We start from the raw sequence: 17656 nt of genomic DNA on the forward strand, positions 1-17656 counted from the left end.
CACGAACAGGATGGAAACGAATCTCCATCCTGTTCGATAGGTCTTACCAGATCCTCATCCAGCCCAACTTAAGTGAACTGCATTACTCGCTTGGCGGAGTGTTTGCATGTCAAGGGAATGCAGATCCGAAATACCGCGCGTGAGCAACATCCAGGATGCGATTGACCAAGCCTAGGAAGCTGCGGGCCCGCTTTCTGGTATCGCGATACTCCGGCAGATAGCGCCCGGCCTGACGCATGATCCAGAGCGGTGGCGGAGACACCGCCTCGCCCTTCAATACGTCCAGCATGATCCGCTTGTGCCGCATGCAGCGTTCGTCCGGCGGTCATCGGCATTGGCAGGCACGGAAAGTCGCAACCGAAAATATCCCGCAGCACCGTCGCAAGGCTGCTTCCGATCTGAGCCGGGCAAATCTTCGGCGGCGGCGGGACCGCCATGTGCTTCGCTTCCCAACTTACAAGACGGGTTTCGCAATCGAGTCCTGCTCCACCAGAGGCAACACTACAAGCTCTCCGTTTCCCAGCAGCGCCACGCAGATTGCTCTCCCTTCGATGTACTCTTCCACGAGCGCCTCCTGCCCATACTGCGTAACGGTCACTTCCACAGCCTGCCTTAGCTGAGCGGGCTCATGGACGAGGTGGACTCCGCAGCTATCGGATTCGTGGCGCGGCTTCATTACCAATGGGAATTGCAGGTCGCCAGTACTCTGCGTGCCGCGACGCATCACGCGAAAGTTCGGCGTCGGCATGCCACGATCGCGGATGAGCCTCTTAGTGATAACCTTGTCGAGCGCCAGCCCATGCCCGAGCGGGCCGGATCCGGTGTAGGGTACGCCAGCCATCTCGAGCATGGCCGGAACGTGGGCGAGACGGCTCTCGCCCTGAATTCCGTATGCCAGGTTGAAAACGATTCCCGAGGGGCAGGCTTCGGACGCAGGTGGCATGAACCGCTCGAGTGTAGCGAGCAGTCCTCTATCGCCTTCGCACAGCAGCGTCTCGTGCCCGCCCTCTTGCAGTGCCGCCGCACGCGTTTGCCTGCATCGCGGCCGAATTTCTCGGGACAAGGCTGACCAATCCGGTTGATCACACCCGTGTTTTCATCATTCCGCACAATAGCTATTCGCATGAGCCACTCCTTGGATGTTTGCTCAGCTGTCACCTTCATTTGTTCGGATTTGATAGACCGAACACAACAACTCGTCTGGCGCGCATGCCCCGCCGATATCGGTGGGCCAAGCGGCGAGCGGGCTTGGTCCGACCTCCTCGGTCGGAGCATGCGACACCGCTATGGGAACAGGTCGTGCGCCGGGTCCAAGCAATCGGCGTGCCACTGAGAAGGTTGTGGGAGAGAGGGGCAAACCACGTGTTTCGCGGCGCAACGACGGAATGCTTGCCCTCATTGTGTCGGGTTCCGTTTCCGGTAGACCACGCCCGGCCGCAACCAATGACCCGCGCCGAACGTCCGGTTTTCGTAGTCGCGCTGGATCATAGATCATGCCGATCTTTGCATGACCCGTTGGCTCGGCGCGTTCTCCCTGGCCGTGCAGGCGGCGACCTCAGGCAGACCGATTGACCAAGCGTAGTCAAGCCATGCCTGCGCGCCTTCCGGCGCGAGTCCGTTGCCCCAATGCTCCTTTGCGAGCACCCATCCGATTCGACGCGCGGAGGGCTGGGAATTGCCGCCTGCACCGTCTCCGAGAGGACGCCAAGCCCTATCAGACCAATAAGCTCGCCGCCGCCTTTCAGCTCCGCCGCCTGATAGTGAAACCCGTTGGTCCGGGCGCGCTCGATCGCAACGTCAATCCTGACATTCGCTTCCTCGACCGTTAGCACTTTGGGAGAGAACCGTCTGACGTACGCATCACGGTAAATTCTTGCCATTGGGCCCCGGTCTTTGTCCTCCCAGGGACGCAATATTAGACGTTCGGTCGTCAGCCTCATCGGTCAACTCATCGATATTTCGAGATGGATGTCGGCAAAGCTTGCCCACCTCAATTTCACTTGACGACGACATTCATGCGGGCTCGACCTAATCTTTCCACGAGCTGAAGACAAAGGACGCCCTCCGCCCGCCTACCCATCGCCTCTACGGGACGCCATGAGCTGGTGGCCGCCAATTCTTCCTGTTCGCCAAGTTCGGGAACGGTGAGATCGACCAATCGATTGAGTCGACGGCACGCTCAAGTAGTGCCTCTGTCCCAGCACGGCTGGGTGAAACTGCAATGACAAATCCAATCCAGTCGCGGAAATCGCCGTTCCTGACGATCGGCATGTTGGGTTTGACATACAATTTAACCTCGACGATACCGGGCACTGCAGCCGCCCCACGCTCGCCATCGATCCAATCGAGGATGCCATCGCGATCAGGAACCAGGATCCGCGCGGCAGCAGTCTGCGAATGGGTTGTTCGCAAATCCCATTCGTCGCCGATGACGAGCTTGATGTGCTCGGTGACGAGGTCGACACCGCATGCCAGCTGAACAAGTTGAGGAGTAGGCACGGCACCAAGGCGCGGATTGACCTCAATGACGACTGGGCCACGCTCCGTCCATCGGAATTCTATGTTCATAGGCCCCCAGCCGACGCCGAGAGCTCGCATACAGCCAAGCGCAATACCGGCGATACGCGAATGCTCCTCATCAGTAAGCGCCTCCGGGAACGTGAACTGGCGAAGCACAAAATGCGGTGGGGGACCGAAGTCAGCGGCGGCAATCCCAATGACCTCATTTCCCATGGTTTCAATGCTATACTGGGGGCCTTGTGCGAACTCTTCGACCAATATCCTCGGCAAAGACCGCCATTTGTGCTTCCCGCCCAACAGATAGGTCGTATGTTCGGCCACCTCATCTGCGTTGCGGCACAATCGGACACCTTGGCTGCCTGCGCCCACGGCTGGTTTAAGAACCACCGGCAGGCCGATCTCCGCGGCTGCGCTTTCCACCTCCGCCGCATTTGCGGCGACGCGAAACGCAGGTATTGGAACGCCGGCCTCCGCGAGAAGCTGACGTTGAGCGGGTTTGTCACAGCATCGTTCAATCGATTCGGGATTCGGTCCCGGTAGATCGAAGTGCCGGCAAAGCTTGCCAACGGTCGCGTAGTAATCCTCCCGGGAGGACGTGATGCCAGCAATGTCATAAGTAGCCCCTAAATGGGAACATTCGCGGATCAGCGCGTCGAGATTGGCGGTATCGACACAGAGTGCCTCATAGTCGTACTGATGTGGATCAGCCGATAGGGTAATTGGATGAAGACCAAGACGCCGGGCCGCTTGGACGTATAGAAGACCAGTACCCGTCGTACCGCCTTCGACCAGGATGAGCGCTCTACTTGCCATTGGCGGTGGCCTCCGTTGCATTCTGTGCGGCGGTTGAGCCTAAAAACAGGCATCAATCTTTCAGGGGTGATTGAGCTCGAACTTTGCAGTGAGGCTAGCATCCTCAGTGATCCGCGGTCACGAAGGTTCTGTAAATTTAGTTGAAGGATCTGTTGCGACGTAGATTAATTTTGTTGCGGAATTCACGCAGTCGTCGCTACGCCGATAGCGTTCACTCATGGCAGCAGCGCGTCAACGCCTCAGGAGGCGTTTTCCAACAGAGCGTCCTTCTTGGTCGGGCATTGAGCTGCTGCCACGGCGGCGACCTCGGCAGCGCGGCAGCCCGTTGGTGCTCTCGTTGGTTCGACGCTGCCGGGCTTTGCGCGACCGCGATCCCGCGCATCTCTCCACAAACCTCATGTACTAAGCTGGACAAGACTGTCGAAAACCTGACGAAACCAACGCCAGGGCTGGGCCATCGGCACGGGTGAGTGGTGCAACTAAAACGCGCCAATTCGGCACGCAATTTGCGGGGGTCGCGGCGGACGGCTGCAATCCGTCACGGAACCCAATGGTGGCACGGGATACGATGTCGTTCTGTTCCCGATTGCCAATTCTCTATGAGTGATCAATGGTCCATCTCTATCATGATATCCCGTCCCTGACTGCCCTAGAGGGATTCGAGGGATCGGCACGCCATTTGTCGTTCAAGCTTGCGGCTTCCGAGCTAGAAGTGACATCGGGAGAGATCCGTCGGCAGATCAAAGCCATTGAGGAGGAACTTGGCGTTCGGCTGATTGTGGGGCTTGGGGATGACGTCGTGCTCACCAGCGTCGGCGAAGACCTCTATAGGTTGCTGGCAAGCAGTTTTTCACAGGCGGCGGAAGTCGTGAGGATCATTAGACGCCGTGATTATCCCCGGTAGGTCACGATTGGCTCGATGCGTTCGCGTCGACGTGGCTGATACCCGTATGGGGCTGGTCCGAACCTCGGTCGAAGAGTGCAGATCGCCAGGATTGCCGACGGCCTTGAGCATGCCCGGGAGAATAGTATCTGATGCGGAACAGACCCTCACCAGGGGCCAAGCGTTTGCGTGAGTGGTCACGGGAGATCTCGACCGAAGAGCGGAGCGCTTGTCGTCAGAACCAGCGCCCGACGCGTCTTCGGCCCTGAAGCTAGCGCTGTGGTGATCGGCATCACGGGCACGGGATGATGTTTGCATCAATGCTGCGTGCCGTGCCCCAGCACTAGCAAAGACCGCAGGTCCACATCCGGGGCAGAAAGCGCTGCCGCGGATTAGCTAAGCTAGGTTCTAAACCGGCCGCAGCGCGGCTGGTTGTCGTCGTCCGGCGATTATTGAGCCGCCGTTTCCATCCGACCCTTCGTAGGCGCCGTTATCCATCGGTTTTGCGGTAGACGCGTCGGCCGTGAAGGCGCGGCGCACAAGCGAGGCTTTGATTTGGCCGCCCACGCGGGCAGAGGTGGCAGCCGTCGTAGAATTCTGGCGCTGCAACTCAATTGCGCGATCTTCCGGGAGTGGCCGCAGCGGTATGTTCGTCGCGCTCCGCGATCACGACGAACTCGCGACTCTTGAGAGTTGGTATTATTGCTCATTCGCGATTGATCTATGTCCAAAAAATGTTAGACGCGCAATGGTTTTTAACGAAGATACGGGAAGCAGAGGAGAAAAAGGGAGGCGCTCGGCTAATGGCATCGATCAGTCTTGAGGGGCTTTCGAAGCAATACGGCCAGTTCCGCGCGCTGGAGCGGCTCGACTTCGTGGCCCAGCAGGGCGAGTTCGTCACCATTCTCGGACCCAGCGGGTCGGGAAAAACGACGGTCCTCTCGCTGATTGCCGGCCTGACGGAGCCAACCACGGGTCGTATCGTCCTCGGTGGGCGCGAAGTTACGGCAACCCGACCGGCGCAACGCAATATCGGGCTGGTGTTCCAAAGCTACGCGTTGTTTCCGCATATGTCAGTGTTCGATAACGTCGCTTTTCCGTTGAAGGTCCGGGGCGTGACGGCAGAGGATGCGCGGCGGCGGGTGGGCGATGCGCTGGACCTGGTGCGACTACGCGGTTTCGAAGCCCGACGCCCTACCCAGCTTTCCGGCGGCCAGCAGCAGCGCGTTGCGTTTGCGCGGGCCATCGTGTTTCAGCCCGATATCCTGCTGCTCGATGAACCGCTTGCGGCTCTGGACCGAATGCTGCGCGAGGAGTTGCAAGTTGAGCTGAAACAATTGCAGCGCAAACTCGGAATTACCACGATCCTGGTCACCCACGATCAGGAGGAGGCGCTTTCCCTCTCGGATCGCGTGCTGGTCCTGGCCGACGGCGCGGTTCAGCAGATCGCCGAGCCCCTGGAAGCCTATACCCGACCCGCCAACCGGTTTGTCGCAGGCTTTCTCGGCACTACCAATTGCCTTGACGGCGAAGCGATCCGGCATGGTGCCGGGAATTGGGTCGTCCGGCTCAGCTCCGGCGAGGAATTGCCCTACCGCGCTTCGGACGAGCCGTCCGGTTCGCTGGTTACCATCAGCATACGGCCTGAACATGTTCGCGTGCTCGGGCCGAATTCGGAGCGGGGTGTCCCCGCGACCGTCATCGAATCCGTCTATCTCGGACAGACCATTCGTTATCATGTCGAGACAGTGCGCGGCACACCATTGATCGCCGCTTGCATGCAAACGGGGCGGCCATATCCGCCTGGGGCATCCGTTCGCCTCGATTGGGATGCCGAAGCCGTGTGGCTCATTCCCGATGGCGCCGCGGTACGCAGTGAGCGCCCCGTATTACTACCAGTCTAAGTCTAACAAAACAAAAAACTCTGAGAGGAACTTGACCATGAAAATGAAAAGGACGCTTTCCGCGTTCGCATTGCTTGCGGGGGCAACAGTCTTTGCTGGTGCTTCCTTCGACGCCAGGGCGGATGATGCGGTAACTGAACTCCGCATGGTCGAAGCCGGCGGTCAATCCGGTGACTCGATCCAGAAAGGCTACATCGAGCCGTTCACGCAAAAGACTGGCGTAAAGGTGGTCCGCGAGAACCCGAACGGGATCGGAAAGCTGCAGGCGATGGTCGCGTCCGGCAGCATCTCGGCAGTGCTTTTCGAGCTCGTTGGCACTGAGGTCCAGCAGGCCAAGGCTTTGAACCTGATTGAGCCGCTCGATTGGGGTGCGATCGCTCCCTTGCCGATGTTTCCCGAGGCGCGCGATGATTATGCACTGGGATATGAGTATTATTCAACAATCATGACGTGGCGTAAGGACGCCAAGGCGCCAAAGACCTTGGCCGATTTCTGGAATGTCAAAGATTTCCCGGGTAAGCGCGCCCTCCCGAACATTGCATTTTATGCTATTCCGATGGCCTTGTTGGCCGACGGCGTTAAGCCTGAACAGCTCTATCCACTCGATCTTGACCGAGCCTTCAAGAGTTTGAAAAAGCTTAGCCCCGACGTTGCCGTCTGGTGGTCCACCGGTGCCCAGCCGCCCCAACTCCTGAATGACAATGAAGTTCAGTATGCTATCGCGTGGTCAGGGCGCGTCACCACCGAGCCGAAGCTGGACTACTCGTTCAACCAAGGTCTGATCGATCTCAGCTTCTTCGCCGTCCCGCGCGGCGCCAACCCGGCGCAAAAGGCTGCCGCGATGAAGCTGCTGCACGAGATGACGGTACCGGAGAATCAGGCTGTGGCGGCGACCGTCATTTCGTATACCGGAACCAGCCCGGATCTTAGTGCCCTCTTGCCAAAGGATAAGATCGGTCAGTTCCCGACCGCGAAGCAGAACAAGGATGTCCAGGTCGGTTACGACTACAAATGGTGGGTCGATCACGGCAAGGAAGTCGAAGAGCGCTGGCAGGAATTCAAGTTGGGACTTTGAAAGTATACTGAATCCTCTAGCTCGCTGCCTGGAAATGAATAGGGCAGCGAGCTGGGAATAAAACAGCTGGCGGATTTAGGACATGGGACGTACCGGGCTCAATCGCAACGGTTTTGCATACGTGCTTCCGTTAGCTGTGATCATGTTGGTCGCATTCGACGTTCCGATTTTGCTAATGTTGCGTACCAGCTTCGCGCCCTCATGGACGCTGGCAAACTACCAACACCTTATTGGGCAAGAGGTTTATCTCAAAGTCCTGCTGAACACCTTCAAGGTGGCCGCAATTACCACCTTTTTCTCCGCTTTGCTTGGATATCCAGTTGCCTATTGGATGACCCGGCTATCGCCAACTGGGCGGTTGGTAGCGATGGCTTTCGTAGTCATACCCTTCTGGGTCAGCGTCCTGGTGAGGAGTTATGCTTGGATCGTACTCCTCGGAAATGCTGGCATCGTCAATCGGGCGCTGCTGTCTCTGGGTGTTATAGATCAACCAATCGCTCTGATGTACAACGAACTCGGGGTGATCATCGGCATGACGAACATTCTCATCCCGTTCATGGTCCTACCCCTCTATGCCGCGATGACGAAGCTCGACCGACGCCTGCTGCAGGCCGCAGCGACCTTAGGCGGATCGGACGTCCAGACATTCTGGATGGTTTTCTTTCCCTTGACTCTGCCAGCTCTTACCGCGAGCACTCTCTTGGTCTTCATCTCAGCAATCGGGTTCTACATCACTCCGGCACTCCTTGGCGGCGGGCGCGTCTCAATGATAGCAAATGTGCTCGACGTCTTGATCAATAAGATGCCGAGCTGGGAACTCGCCGCAGCCATTTCTACCGTATTACTTGCGGCCAGCCTCGCTCTCTACGCGCTCTATCGCCGCGTTGCGCCCCATTCGGGCATGTGAGGAGTGTCATGAGCAATCGACAAGGGCGTAACGGCCGCCACGACATACCGATCAGCCCGAGCGCTTTTGAGGCTATGCCTATCGTGGTGCACCAGCACAAGATTGCCCTCGACCGCGTGATCTTGGGTGCGGCGGCGATCTCAGTCCTCCTTTTCCTGTCTCTGCCGATCCTTGTGGTCGTGCCAATGTCGTTCTCGAGCGCGAGCGCACTCCAATTTCCACCACCTGGATTATCGCTTCGCTGGTATGCAGCATTCTTCACGGATCCACGCTGGATCGACGATCTATGGACCTCGTTAGGAGTGGCGGTTGCTGCAAGCACTCTGGCGCTACTGCTTGGAGGCTCGGCCGCCTACGGCTTGGTGCGGGGGAGGTTTGCCGGGCGGCTGGTCGTCGAGGCCAATTTCATCGTGCCGATCGTGGTTCCATCCATCATCACCGCGCTGGCGCTATATCTTGTGTTCGCGCGTACCGGTCTGCTGGGAACCTTGTCGGCGCTTATCATCGGCCATATGGTGCTTGGGGTTCCGGTAGTAGTCCTCGTGATGACCGTCGCCTTCCGGAGTTTCGACGTCAGATTAGAGCAAGTGGCCTTCACATTAGGGGCTTCTACGCGAGTAATGCTGTGGCGCGTCCTGATTCCTAACGTTCTTCCCAGTATCGGAGCCGCCTGGATCTTCGCTTTTATCACCAGCTTCGACGAGGTCATCGTCACGACCTTCATCTCAGGAACCTATGAAACCGTTCCGAAGCGGATGTTTAATGAGCTGGCGCTTCAGATCAATCCGACGATCACGGCCATCGCCTCTTTGCTTACCGGAATCAGTATTTTTCTGCTCGTGGTATCGGCCCTGCTGATGAGGCTCGGAGAGCGGGCTAAATCGGGATCTGACTAGCTCGAATCTAGAGGGATCGCTGAACGAGCGGACTTTATTCATGCATGGACGTGAATGAGTGAGGGTCAGTCATGCGTCTGGCGAAGAGGCGCCGCTTGGTTGGGGTCAATGGAGAGCGAGAGGTTGGCCGCCCAAAGGGACGGATTCTGAGGGAACGGATGGTGCTAACCGGGCCGGCCCTGCAGTTGGTATGGCCTCGCCGAATGCCCAATGTTGCGCCGGCTCGCTCCGGTAGATTTTAGTAACCTCACAGAAAGCAGAGGCCGCATATGTCCAGAAATCCCATCTCGCGCGTTCGCGCTAAGGGCGACGCCTTTTCCATTGGCTTCACGCTCGGGCGGGCCACCGCCTCCGGCTTCCGCCAGCGCGTCCTGGGCACCGAGGAATTCAAGGCTCTCTACGCCCGCTGGCGTGGATCGGAATATCTTCGTGCGCTGGAATCCGCGGCCCGCGCGGCCTATCCCGGCTTTGTGCGTGAGATCGAGGGCATCGCCGAAGGCGCCGGGCAGGATTTCGAAACGGTCTTCCTCTGGAACTGCCGGGGCGACCTACGGCTTCCCAAGCACGTCTCCCCAGCAACGAAAGCCATAGCCGCCGCCGGCTGCACCACACTTCTCATTCCGGCGGAAGGCGATGCTCCGGCGATAATCGCCCATAACGAAGACGGCGCAGCCGAATTTCTAGGCGCTTGTATTTGGGTTGACGTCGAGCCCGAGAGGGGCCCCGCCTGGAGTAGCTTCATGTATCCCGGCATGCTGCCGGGGCACACATTTGGGTTAAACGAGGCCGGGGTCGTTCAGACTGTCAACCACATCAGCGCTCAAGATTTTCAGCCTGGCGTGCCCCGGCAGGTCATCTGCCGCGCGATCCTCGATGCGGGAAGTCTGGACGAAGCAGTCGACATACTTAAGCGTAAGGACCGTGCCAGCGGCTTTCATCACAATCTCGGTCAGGCGAAGACGCGCCGGCTTGCCTCTGTCGAGGCGCCGGCCTCCGGCTGCGCCGTTCGAGAGGTCGCCTCGCCGCGTGCCCACGCCAACCACCTGCTTTTGGAGGAATTCGACGGGCTAGAGCAGACGATCACCCTCTCTTCCCGCAACCGGCAGGATGCGGCGGACCGTATGATCGCGGAAGGCGCGCTCGCTAGGGGCGTGGAGGCGGTGCTGTTCGACAAGACCACCCCGATCTTTTGCGACAACAATCGGCGGGAGGATTGCGTCCAGACCCTCGCCACGAGCGTTTTCGCGCTTTTCCCTGATCGTGTCGAATGGCGCGTGCACGCCGCTCCGGCCGAGCTCGACGCGCTAAGCGGAGCGATGCTTGTCGTCTGAATCAAAGCTCCTTGTGATTCTATAAGGCAATTACCAAGGCCTTGATGACAGAACTGGCGGAGATGGTGTTGCTCGGCCGTCTCATACGTGCGCACCAGAAATCTTCGATCGGTGCTGCCTTCGAAGCTGATCGCCAGAAAAACGCCGGCAGATCGCCGGCTTCGCTGAGATCACGGAGTACGAACTCAGCGCTTATTTGGAAATTGTGTGATGTGATGAGACAGAAATCGTATGCCGGCGACGGCAACTATCCGAACAGTTACTACGCCGCCTCCCGCAACACGATCCGCACCCCAGTGCGGCTTCAGGGCCGGGTAGAAACCGACATTTGTGTCGTTGGCGCCGGCTATTCCGGGATGGCAACAGCAATCCACCTCGCGGAGAAGGGCTATAAGGTCGTTGTCGTCGAGGGTGCGCAGGTTGGCTGGGGTGCTTCTGGACGCAATGGCGGCCAGATCATCAACGGCCTCAGTACCAGCCTCGTGACGATTCAGCGCCGCTACGGCGAGGGCGCGGCGCGGTTCATCGGTGGTCTGGTCCAGGAAGGCGGCAAGATCATTCGCCGCCTCGTCAGCCAATATCAAATTGAGTGCGACCTGAATCCGGGAAACATCTATGCGGTCTATACCCCGGCGCATATGAAGGAGCTCGAATCCAAGCAGGCGCTCTGGCGCAAATACGGCATGGACGACCACCAGTTGCTAGACCGCGAGGCAATACGCAAGCTGGTCAATTCGAACGCCTATTGCGGGGGCATGCTCGATACCTCCGGCGGCCACATGCATCCGCTCAATCTCGTGCTTGGCGAGGCGCGCGCCTTCGAGGCCTCGGAGGCACCATTTATGAGATGTCACCGGTAACCAGCGTCGATGATATGTCCGCCCGGCCGATTGTCCATACGAAGGAAGGTGAAGTGTCAACGCGCGTCGTGGTGCTCTGCGGCAATGCCTATCTGGGCGACACCGTGCCCGAGCTCGTTTCCCGCGTCATGCCGGTCTCGACCCAAATGATCACCACCGCACCGCTCGGCGAAGAGCTCGCTCATTCGCTGATCCCGACCGACATGTGCATCGAGGATGCCCGCTATATCCTCGACTATTTCCGGCTGTCAGCTGACAAGCGGATGATCTTTGGCGGCGGCTCCGTTTATGGTGGCACGGATCCGGCCGACGTGGTGGCGAAGCTCCGGCCGAATCTTGAAAAGGTCTTCCCTCGGCTCAAAGGCGTGGCGATTGACTATGCCTGGAGCGGCAATTTCGCGCTGTCGTTCACGCGGGTGCCGCAGATGGGGCGGATCGGAACGAACACATATTTCGCCCACGCCTGTAGCGGTCATGGCGTGACCAGATCGCACCTTTTTGGCCGCATCCTGGCGAGGCAATCGACGGTGATACGACGCGCTTCGATTCTTCGAGAAGCTGCCATGGTATCCATTCCCAGGGGGTCGAATGTTCCGGGCGCAATATTCGACGCTGGGGTCATGGTGGTACATGTTTAGGGATGCGGTCGGATGGTAGCGGTAGCTCTCCGCGGATTAATGGCATGGAGCCCGTCTTATCTGCCATCTGGTTGGTGACCTTACGCAAAGCAACAGCCTGCCGCCGTGGTCCGTCGTCACGCGACCGAGACCTCCGCGCGGCGCGCGCCCTGCCGGTGTCCTCCCCATCGGCAGGGCGCTATATCCAAGCGCTGGACGGAGCGTTTACGGAGCTTCCGTGTGAGGGGTTTAAGAGGAGGAGGAGGAGGTATATCCAGATGGCATGCCTTTCGCCGCTCCGTAGGAGCGCAATTTGTCCATGATCATACGCTCTGGCGGCAGACCTTGCTTCTTCAGAAATCGGGTCAGCAGCCGCTTGGGCGGCCTTGGTGCTGCGGCGCGTCTGGACGATCTGTGTGCAAGCTCGGGCCTAACCAAGTCCTCGTTAAGAAATGCAAATTCTAACGGCGGACGTCGGTCCGCCGATCGGCTCAGCACTATCTATTTCGGAGGCGTGACGTGAACAAAATCTATACCGACGCGGGCTCGGCGCTTGATGGCTTGCTATTCGACGGGATGTTCCTTGCCGCTGGCGGGTTTGGCCTTTGCGGCATTCCGGAGCTGTTGATCGGCGCGATCCGGGACGTCGGCACGACCGGGCTGACGATTGCATCCAACAATTGCGGCGTCGACGACTTCGGGCTTGGCGTGCTGCTGAAGACAAGGCAGGTCAAGAAGATGATCTCGTCCTACGTCGGCGAGAATGCCGAGTTCATGCGCCGGTACCTGAGCGGTGAACTGGACCTCGAATTCAACCCGCAGGGAACGCTCGCCGAGCGCATGCGCGCTGGTGGGGCCGGCATCGCCGGCTTCTATACTAAGACCGGCGTGGGCCCCTTGGTCGCGGAGGGCAAGGAGCACAAGAGCTTCAACGGCGAGACCTATGTGCTTGAAACCGGCATTGTCGCGGACCTATCGATCGTCAAAGCCTGGAAGGCGGACACGACAGGCAATCTCGTTTTCCGCAAGACGGCGCGCAACTTCAACCCGCCGGCCGCGACCTGCGGAAGGGTTTGCGTGGCGGAGGTCGAGGAGATCGTACCTGCGGGACGCCTCGATCCCGATCAGATCCACCTCCCGGGGATATATGTGCATCGCCTTTTCCAGGGCGAGCATGAGAAACGCATCGAACAGCGCACGACACGCCCGGCAGCTTGAGGGCAGGGAGAGACGAATGGCTTGGGACAGGAACCAGATGGCGGCACGGGCCGCGCGCGAGCTAGAGGACAGCACCTACGTCAATCTCGGTATCGGCATTCCGACGCTGGTCGCCAATCATATCCCCGAGGGTGTTCAAGTGACGTTGCAGTCGGAGAACGGCCTGCTCGGCATAGGTCCCTTCCCGACCGAAGACGCGGTCGACGCGGACCTCATCAATGCCGGCAAACAGACGGTGACCGCACTACCGCATTCAGCCTTCTTCGACTCGGCGCAGAGCTTTGCAATGATCCGCGGCGACAAGATAGCCATGGCTATCCTCGGCGCGATGGAAGTTTCGGAGAGCGGTGACCTCGCCAACTGGATGATCCCCGGCAAGCTGGTCAAGGGCATGGGCGGCGCAATGGATCTGGTTGCCGGCGTGAAGCGGGTGGTCGTCGTCATGGACCATACCAACAGGGCAGGGGAGTTGAAGATCCTAAAAGCCTGCACGCTGCCGCTGACGGGCCAGGGCGTGGTCGATCGGATCATCACTAACCTTGGGGTGCTCGACGTCGTCGAAGGCGGTTTAAAGCTCGTTGAACTTGCCGACGGCATCACTGACAGCGAGCTGCGCAGCGCAACCGAAGCAACGATCGTTGACCGATCTACCACGGCTTTTAGTGCAGGCTAGACGTCACCGAGGCCTATCGACTTCGGAGGTGCTACCCTGAGCGGCTCCACCCATCGGACAGGGATCAAGGCTAGTCCGGACTCTGCAATAGTGGGTGCGCTTTCGCTTGTTCTTATTTCTTTTTCATCGGATCAGATTGCGACTTGTCTAACCATCTGACTCCGGTCGGAATTCTGAATTCCTGCTTTGCTCCCTGCCGCAGCATTTCCATGAGAATTCCGGCAGCCGGAGGCATAGGTGTCTGTGGATCGTGGATAAGATAGATCTCGCGTTCGACTACCGGATCCACCAACTCTTTTTCGGCAAATTCACAAAACTGCATCATGGGCACGACAAGGCTGGGCACTGCGGACACGCCTAGATCGGCGGATACAAGGCCCGCAACCGCGCCGACGTCACGAACCTCTGTGACGGTCCCGAGTTGAATTTCGGCAATTTGCAGAGCGCGATCCACACACGTGCGAATGCTGCTCAAAGGATCGAATGCGACGAAGTCTTCCCCGGCCAAGTCGTTCCAGGACACTGTTTCCATGTTCACAAATCTGTGAGATTTCGAGCATATGCAGATCAGTCTATCCGCCACGATCCGTTCGCAGACCAGCCGTCCTTTCGCCTTTGGAAAGGAAGTGATGCCAAAATCGACTTGTCCGTTGGATACGTAATTGACAACCTCCTCCGCAAAACCGTCCTTTACCGATATTCTAACGTTGGGCCTGGCGTTCCGGAATTCGGAAATGACCGTCGGCAGTATGATGGACGCGACCGAAGATAGTGCCGCCAGGCTCACGACCCCATTCAGTCCGTTATGGTAAAGCTGGAACCGCGACATCGCGCTGTCGAATTCCTCAAGGACACGGCGCGCGTTCATCAAAAGCTGTTCGCCGGATGCTGTGACAACGACCCGCCTTGTAGTGCGCTCGAATAGGCGGGTGTCCAGTTCCTCCTCAATCTCCACAATTGTTCGGCTTAAAGCCGACTGCGAGATGTTCAGAAACTGGGCTGCAGCGGTATACCCGCCCCGCTCCGCGATCGCGACGAACGCACGCAAATGCCTGAGAGTGATATTATTCCTCATTCGCGATCGATATATACTTAAATCATGTTGGATGGGCAATAGTTGTGACGAATGTATCGGTATCAGTGTACGCGCGAAGCTGATGCCGTTCAGCGCGGGCAATTCCATCCGTTCGGGGTGACCTCTTAATCTTCTGGGCCGTCAAGCTCTACCCCGCCACCCGCTCCGTCCTTCAAAACCGCCCGACGACGGACCATCAATCCACTCAACGGCTCAACCTCAACCCCCGGCGCCCACTCACTGCCCACCGCTAGCGCAGGGGGTGAGCAATTACTCCGTCTGTCTGCAACGGCACAATTTTGTGCGGTTTCCGACGATCGCCAGTCGGTCCTGAACTGGTCGCGCCTGCAGCGGACGCAGCAGGCGCCGCCGTAAAGCTCGTCTCGCATCACCACCGGCTGGATCCGACTAGTTGGCATAGCGCTTGCTCTTTGAATAGCGCTTGCTCTTTGAACTGCGAGGTTCGCCCAGGAAAGGGAGCCGGTCATTGTCCGTCCTGGTGACACGCTTGAAACCCTGACCACGTCGCCGCCCTTCGGCCAGTTGCTGAGACGGATATACGCAAATACAGGAGTATCTTATGTCTAATGAGTATAGCTATGACGAGAATTCGGCTCCGACTTATGAACAAATTACCAGAATGCTAGCAGGCTGTTGAAAAAGTGGCTCGCAGCGAGGCAGTGAGCGTGATTCAGTGTCTCCGGAGAGATTCGGAGAACGAGGCATGCGCGGCGGGGACGACCGGTCTGGCGAACTGTTCAGTTATGTTGATCTCGAGGCTCGGGTGCGGCGCGATCATCCGTTGCGCCGCATTCGGGCGATTGTGAACGAGGCGCTTTCGGCGTTGGAGCGGGACTTCGCGGCGCTGTATTCGCCGATGGGGCGGCCTTCGACCCCGCCGGAAAAGCTGCTGCGAGCGATGCTGCTACAGGCGTTCTATTCGATCCGCTCGGAGCGGCTGTTGATGGAGCGGCTGGAATACGACCTTCTGTTCCGCTGGTTCGTCGGGATTGGCGTTGACGATGCGGCCTGGGATCATTCTGTGTTCTCCAAGAACCGCGACCGGCTGCTGGAGGGCGACATCGCCGCAAAGTTCCTGAGGGCGGTGCTGGCGCAGCCCAAGGTCAAGAGGCTTCTGTCGACGGATCACTTCTCGGTCGACGGGACGCTGATCGAGGCCTGGGCGTCGATGAAGAGCGTCAAACCGAAGGACGGCTCGGGCGAGCCGTCGGCTGAAGGGGGCGGGCGAAACGCGGAAGCGGACTTCCATGGCCACAAGCGCTCGAACGACACACATGCCTCGACCACCGATCCGGATGTCCGGCTCTATCGCAAGGGCAAAGGCAAGGAGGCCAAGCTGTGCTTTATGGGACATGGCTTGATGGAGAACCGCCACGGGCTGCTGGTCGACGCCTGCCTGACACTGGCCGACGGACATGCTGAGCGGGTGGCCGCACTGCACATGATCGAACCTCGCGCCGACCGACCGCAGGCGATCACGCTCGGTGCCGACAAGGCCTACGACACAGAAGACTTCGTCAATGAGCTGCGCTCGATGAGGGTGACGCCGCATGTAGCGCAGAACAACACGAGTGGCCGCAGTTCCGCGATCGACGGTCGCACGACGCGGCATGGCGGCTATGCTGTCAGCCAGCGGACCAGGAAGCGCATCGAAGAGGCATTCGGTTGGATCAAGGTCGTGGCCGGCCAGCACAAGACGAGGTTCCGCGGCCGCGACCGTGTCGGATGGGCCTTCACCTTCGCAGCCGCTGCCTACAATCTGGTGCGACTGCCAAAACTCATGGCGGAGACCGGCTGATGGCCAAGGTTCCCGGCTTCGCCAAGGCCTTTGCCGGCCGCTGGCGCATCGTCGAGATGGATGTTTCGGATAACGACTTCCTCGATCTCGTCGAGGAAGCGCATCTGACATTCAAAGGCTCGGCGGATGGCGAGATCGCCTTCGGCGCACTCAAGGGCTTCCTCGATGTCCGATATGGCACCCGCGATGGCTCAGCATGCGCGGAATTCTCGTGGGAGGGGCATGATGAGAAAGACCCAGCCTCTGGCCGCGGCTGGGCTGTCTTTGGCACTGCAGGCCGCCTCGTCGGCCACTTCTACATCCACAACGCCGACGATTCAGGCTTCGTTTGCGAAAGAGCCTGACTTCTTCAACAGCCTGCTAGGTAAAGACGCTGAGGCAGACGAAACGGCCGCTTTTCTCGAGCGATTTTCCGGGGAAGGAGCTCTTGAACTTGGCATAGGCAGCGGGCGCGTGGCGGTGCCATTGAGCGAGCGCGGCGTCAAGGTCGAAGGTATCGACAATTCGGACAGTATGTTGAAACTTCTCGCCAAGCGTACCGGTCTGATCAAGGCCTGGAACGAGGACATAGCCGATTTCAGTCCAGAGCAACGCTACGATCTGGTCTATTGCGTTTATAATACGTTTACGCTGCTCTCCAGGCGCGAAGAGCAAATAGCTTGCCTCAGATCTGCTGCACAGGCGTTATATGAGGGGGAAGTTTTTGTGATAGAACTGCGTGTTCCAGTCTTGGCTGGTTTCGTCAACGGCCAGAAAACTTCTACTACACTCGTTGATCACGATAATACATTCATCAATGCGGCAATCCATGAACCACTTAAACAGAACTTGATTTCGACCCTCCTCTGGTTTTCTGGCACATCGGTCAGACGTTTCCCACAGCGTAGTCGATACGTTTTTCACCAGGAGCTCGATACCATGGCCGAATACGTAGGACTGGAGTTAGCGGAGCGTTGGGGAGATTGGGCGAGAGGTGCGTTCACCGATGCATCCAACCGTCATATCTCGGTTTACCGCCGAACAGGATCGCCCAAGACCTCTCCCCATTCGGCAGATCCCTAGTTT

Annotated in this window: 15 protein-coding genes and 4 pseudogenes; 12 read left to right on the forward strand and 7 right to left on the reverse strand. The window is 58.7% G+C overall.

Annotation, left to right across the window (positions count from 1 at the left end; genetic code table 11):
• Positions 1–166 precede the first annotated feature (166 nt).
• The 5 genes and pseudogenes from NKJ00_RS25840 to NKJ00_RS25860 form a co-directional block, all read right to left on the reverse strand.
• Positions 167–307: pseudogene (locus NKJ00_RS25840) on the reverse strand (uroporphyrinogen decarboxylase family protein); the annotation flags it as partial.
• 147 nt (positions 308–454) lie between these two features.
• Positions 455–1063: a D-alanine--D-alanine ligase family protein gene (locus tag NKJ00_RS25845; RefSeq protein ID WP_352631762.1), complete on the reverse strand. Its 609-nt coding sequence runs from the start codon at positions 1061–1063 to the stop codon at positions 455–457.
• A gap of 428 nt (positions 1064–1491) precedes the next feature.
• The gene (locus NKJ00_RS25850; protein WP_352631865.1) at positions 1492–1653 is read right to left on the reverse strand and encodes a GNAT family N-acetyltransferase; all 162 of its coding nucleotides are present in this window, start codon (positions 1651–1653) and stop codon (positions 1492–1494) included.
• Between the two features lie 50 nt (positions 1654–1703).
• A pseudogene (locus NKJ00_RS25855) lies at positions 1704–1940 on the reverse strand (GNAT family N-acetyltransferase); the annotation flags it as partial.
• Between the two features lie 145 nt (positions 1941–2085).
• Positions 2086–3333, reverse strand: coding sequence for an ATP-grasp domain-containing protein (locus NKJ00_RS25860; protein WP_352631764.1), 1248 nt, complete (start codon positions 3331–3333; stop codon positions 2086–2088).
• Positions 3334–3943: 610 nt separating this feature from the next.
• On the opposite strand from NKJ00_RS25860, the gene NKJ00_RS25865 reads away from it, so the two are divergent.
• The 7 genes and pseudogenes from NKJ00_RS25865 (at position 3944) to NKJ00_RS25895 (ending at position 11846) form a co-directional block, all read left to right on the forward strand.
• Positions 3944–4237 (forward strand): LysR family transcriptional regulator, encoded by a 294-nt coding sequence (locus tag NKJ00_RS25865; protein ID WP_352631766.1) that lies wholly within the window; start codon positions 3944–3946, stop codon positions 4235–4237.
• Positions 4238–5019: 782 nt separating this feature from the next.
• Positions 5020–6120 (forward strand): ABC transporter ATP-binding protein, encoded by a 1101-nt coding sequence (locus tag NKJ00_RS25870; protein ID WP_352631768.1) that lies wholly within the window; start codon positions 5020–5022, stop codon positions 6118–6120.
• A gap of 37 nt (positions 6121–6157) precedes the next feature.
• Positions 6158–7195 carry an extracellular solute-binding protein gene (locus NKJ00_RS25875; protein ID WP_352631770.1) on the forward strand — a complete coding sequence of 346 codons (1038 nt, stop codon included), beginning with the start codon at positions 6158–6160 and terminating at the stop codon, positions 7193–7195.
• An 82-nt stretch (positions 7196–7277) separates the two neighbouring features.
• Positions 7278–8102, forward strand: coding sequence for an ABC transporter permease (locus NKJ00_RS25880; RefSeq protein ID WP_352631772.1), 825 nt, complete (start codon positions 7278–7280; stop codon positions 8100–8102).
• Between the two features lie 8 nt (positions 8103–8110).
• Positions 8111–8998: an ABC transporter permease gene (locus tag NKJ00_RS25885; RefSeq protein WP_352631774.1), complete on the forward strand. Its 888-nt coding sequence runs from the start codon at positions 8111–8113 to the stop codon at positions 8996–8998.
• Between the two features lie 269 nt (positions 8999–9267).
• Positions 9268–10329 (forward strand): C45 family autoproteolytic acyltransferase/hydrolase, encoded by a 1062-nt coding sequence (locus NKJ00_RS25890; protein WP_352631776.1) that lies wholly within the window; start codon positions 9268–9270, stop codon positions 10327–10329.
• Between the two features lie 215 nt (positions 10330–10544).
• Positions 10545–11846, forward strand: a pseudogene (locus NKJ00_RS25895) (NAD(P)/FAD-dependent oxidoreductase).
• A 248-nt stretch (positions 11847–12094) separates the two neighbouring features.
• Here the strand turns inward: NKJ00_RS25895 and NKJ00_RS25900 are convergent.
• Positions 12095–12221, reverse strand: a pseudogene (locus NKJ00_RS25900) (IS6 family transposase); the annotation flags it as partial.
• A gap of 161 nt (positions 12222–12382) precedes the next feature.
• Between NKJ00_RS25900 and NKJ00_RS25905 the strand changes: the two are divergent.
• Positions 12383–13024 carry a CoA transferase subunit A gene (locus NKJ00_RS25905; protein WP_502906414.1) on the forward strand — a complete coding sequence of 214 codons (642 nt, stop codon included), beginning with the start codon at positions 12383–12385 and terminating at the stop codon, positions 13022–13024.
• Between the two features lie 16 nt (positions 13025–13040).
• On the forward strand, positions 13041–13697 hold the full coding sequence (locus tag NKJ00_RS25910) for a 3-oxoacid CoA-transferase subunit B (RefSeq protein ID WP_352631780.1): 657 nt from the start codon (positions 13041–13043) through the stop codon (positions 13695–13697).
• 112 nt (positions 13698–13809) lie between these two features.
• Here the strand turns inward: NKJ00_RS25910 and NKJ00_RS25915 are convergent, their stop codons facing one another.
• The gene (locus NKJ00_RS25915; RefSeq protein ID WP_352631782.1) at positions 13810–14772 is read right to left on the reverse strand and encodes a LysR family transcriptional regulator; all 963 of its coding nucleotides are present in this window, start codon (positions 14770–14772) and stop codon (positions 13810–13812) included.
• A 724-nt stretch (positions 14773–15496) separates the two neighbouring features.
• Here NKJ00_RS25915 and NKJ00_RS25920 point away from each other — a divergent pair.
• From NKJ00_RS25920 to NKJ00_RS25930, 3 genes are read left to right on the forward strand one after another with little or no spacing between them, the layout of a single operon-like run.
• Positions 15497–16591, forward strand: a complete 1095-nt coding sequence (locus tag NKJ00_RS25920; RefSeq protein WP_352631784.1) for an IS5 family transposase — start codon at positions 15497–15499, stop codon at positions 16589–16591.
• Positions 16591–16935 (forward strand): hypothetical protein, encoded by a 345-nt coding sequence (locus NKJ00_RS25925; RefSeq protein WP_352631786.1) that lies wholly within the window; start codon positions 16591–16593, stop codon positions 16933–16935. Before NKJ00_RS25920 ends, NKJ00_RS25925 begins: the two co-directional genes overlap by 1 nt.
• Entirely contained in the window at positions 16856–17653 is a 798-nt protein-coding gene (locus NKJ00_RS25930) for a class I SAM-dependent methyltransferase (RefSeq protein WP_352631788.1), read from the forward strand. The genes NKJ00_RS25925 and NKJ00_RS25930 overlap by 80 nt, the downstream gene beginning before the upstream one ends.
• The last annotated feature ends 3 nt before the right edge of the window (positions 17654–17656 follow it).

The organism is Mesorhizobium sp. M0227 (assembly GCF_040321855.1).
Lineage (GTDB): Bacteria > Pseudomonadota > Alphaproteobacteria > Rhizobiales > Rhizobiaceae > Mesorhizobium.

Bases quoted from the DNA above. Each gene is read 5' to 3' on its own strand.
- NKJ00_RS25860 (WP_352631764.1), bottom strand. From the start codon at position 3,333: ATGGCAAGTAGAGCGCTCATCCTGGTCGAAGGCGGTACGACGGGTACT.
- NKJ00_RS25905 (WP_502906414.1), top strand. From the start codon at position 12,383: ATGTTCCTTGCCGCTGGCGGGTTTGGCCTTTGCGGCATTCCGGAGCTG.
- NKJ00_RS25875 (WP_352631770.1), top strand. From the start codon at position 6,158: ATGAAAATGAAAAGGACGCTTTCCGCGTTCGCATTGCTTGCGGGGGCA.
- NKJ00_RS25880 (WP_352631772.1), top strand. From the start codon at position 7,278: ATGGGACGTACCGGGCTCAATCGCAACGGTTTTGCATACGTGCTTCCG.
- NKJ00_RS25885 (WP_352631774.1), top strand. From the start codon at position 8,111: ATGAGCAATCGACAAGGGCGTAACGGCCGCCACGACATACCGATCAGC.
- NKJ00_RS25920 (WP_352631784.1), top strand. From the start codon at position 15,497: ATGCGCGGCGGGGACGACCGGTCTGGCGAACTGTTCAGTTATGTTGAT.
- NKJ00_RS25925 (WP_352631786.1), top strand. From the start codon at position 16,591: ATGGCCAAGGTTCCCGGCTTCGCCAAGGCCTTTGCCGGCCGCTGGCGC.
- NKJ00_RS25870 (WP_352631768.1), top strand. From the start codon at position 5,020: ATGGCATCGATCAGTCTTGAGGGGCTTTCGAAGCAATACGGCCAGTTC.
- NKJ00_RS25890 (WP_352631776.1), top strand. From the start codon at position 9,268: ATGTCCAGAAATCCCATCTCGCGCGTTCGCGCTAAGGGCGACGCCTTT.
- NKJ00_RS25915 (WP_352631782.1), bottom strand. From the start codon at position 14,772: ATGAGGAATAATATCACTCTCAGGCATTTGCGTGCGTTCGTCGCGATC.
- NKJ00_RS25865 (WP_352631766.1), top strand. From the start codon at position 3,944: ATGGTCCATCTCTATCATGATATCCCGTCCCTGACTGCCCTAGAGGGA.
- NKJ00_RS25910 (WP_352631780.1), top strand. From the start codon at position 13,041: ATGGCTTGGGACAGGAACCAGATGGCGGCACGGGCCGCGCGCGAGCTA.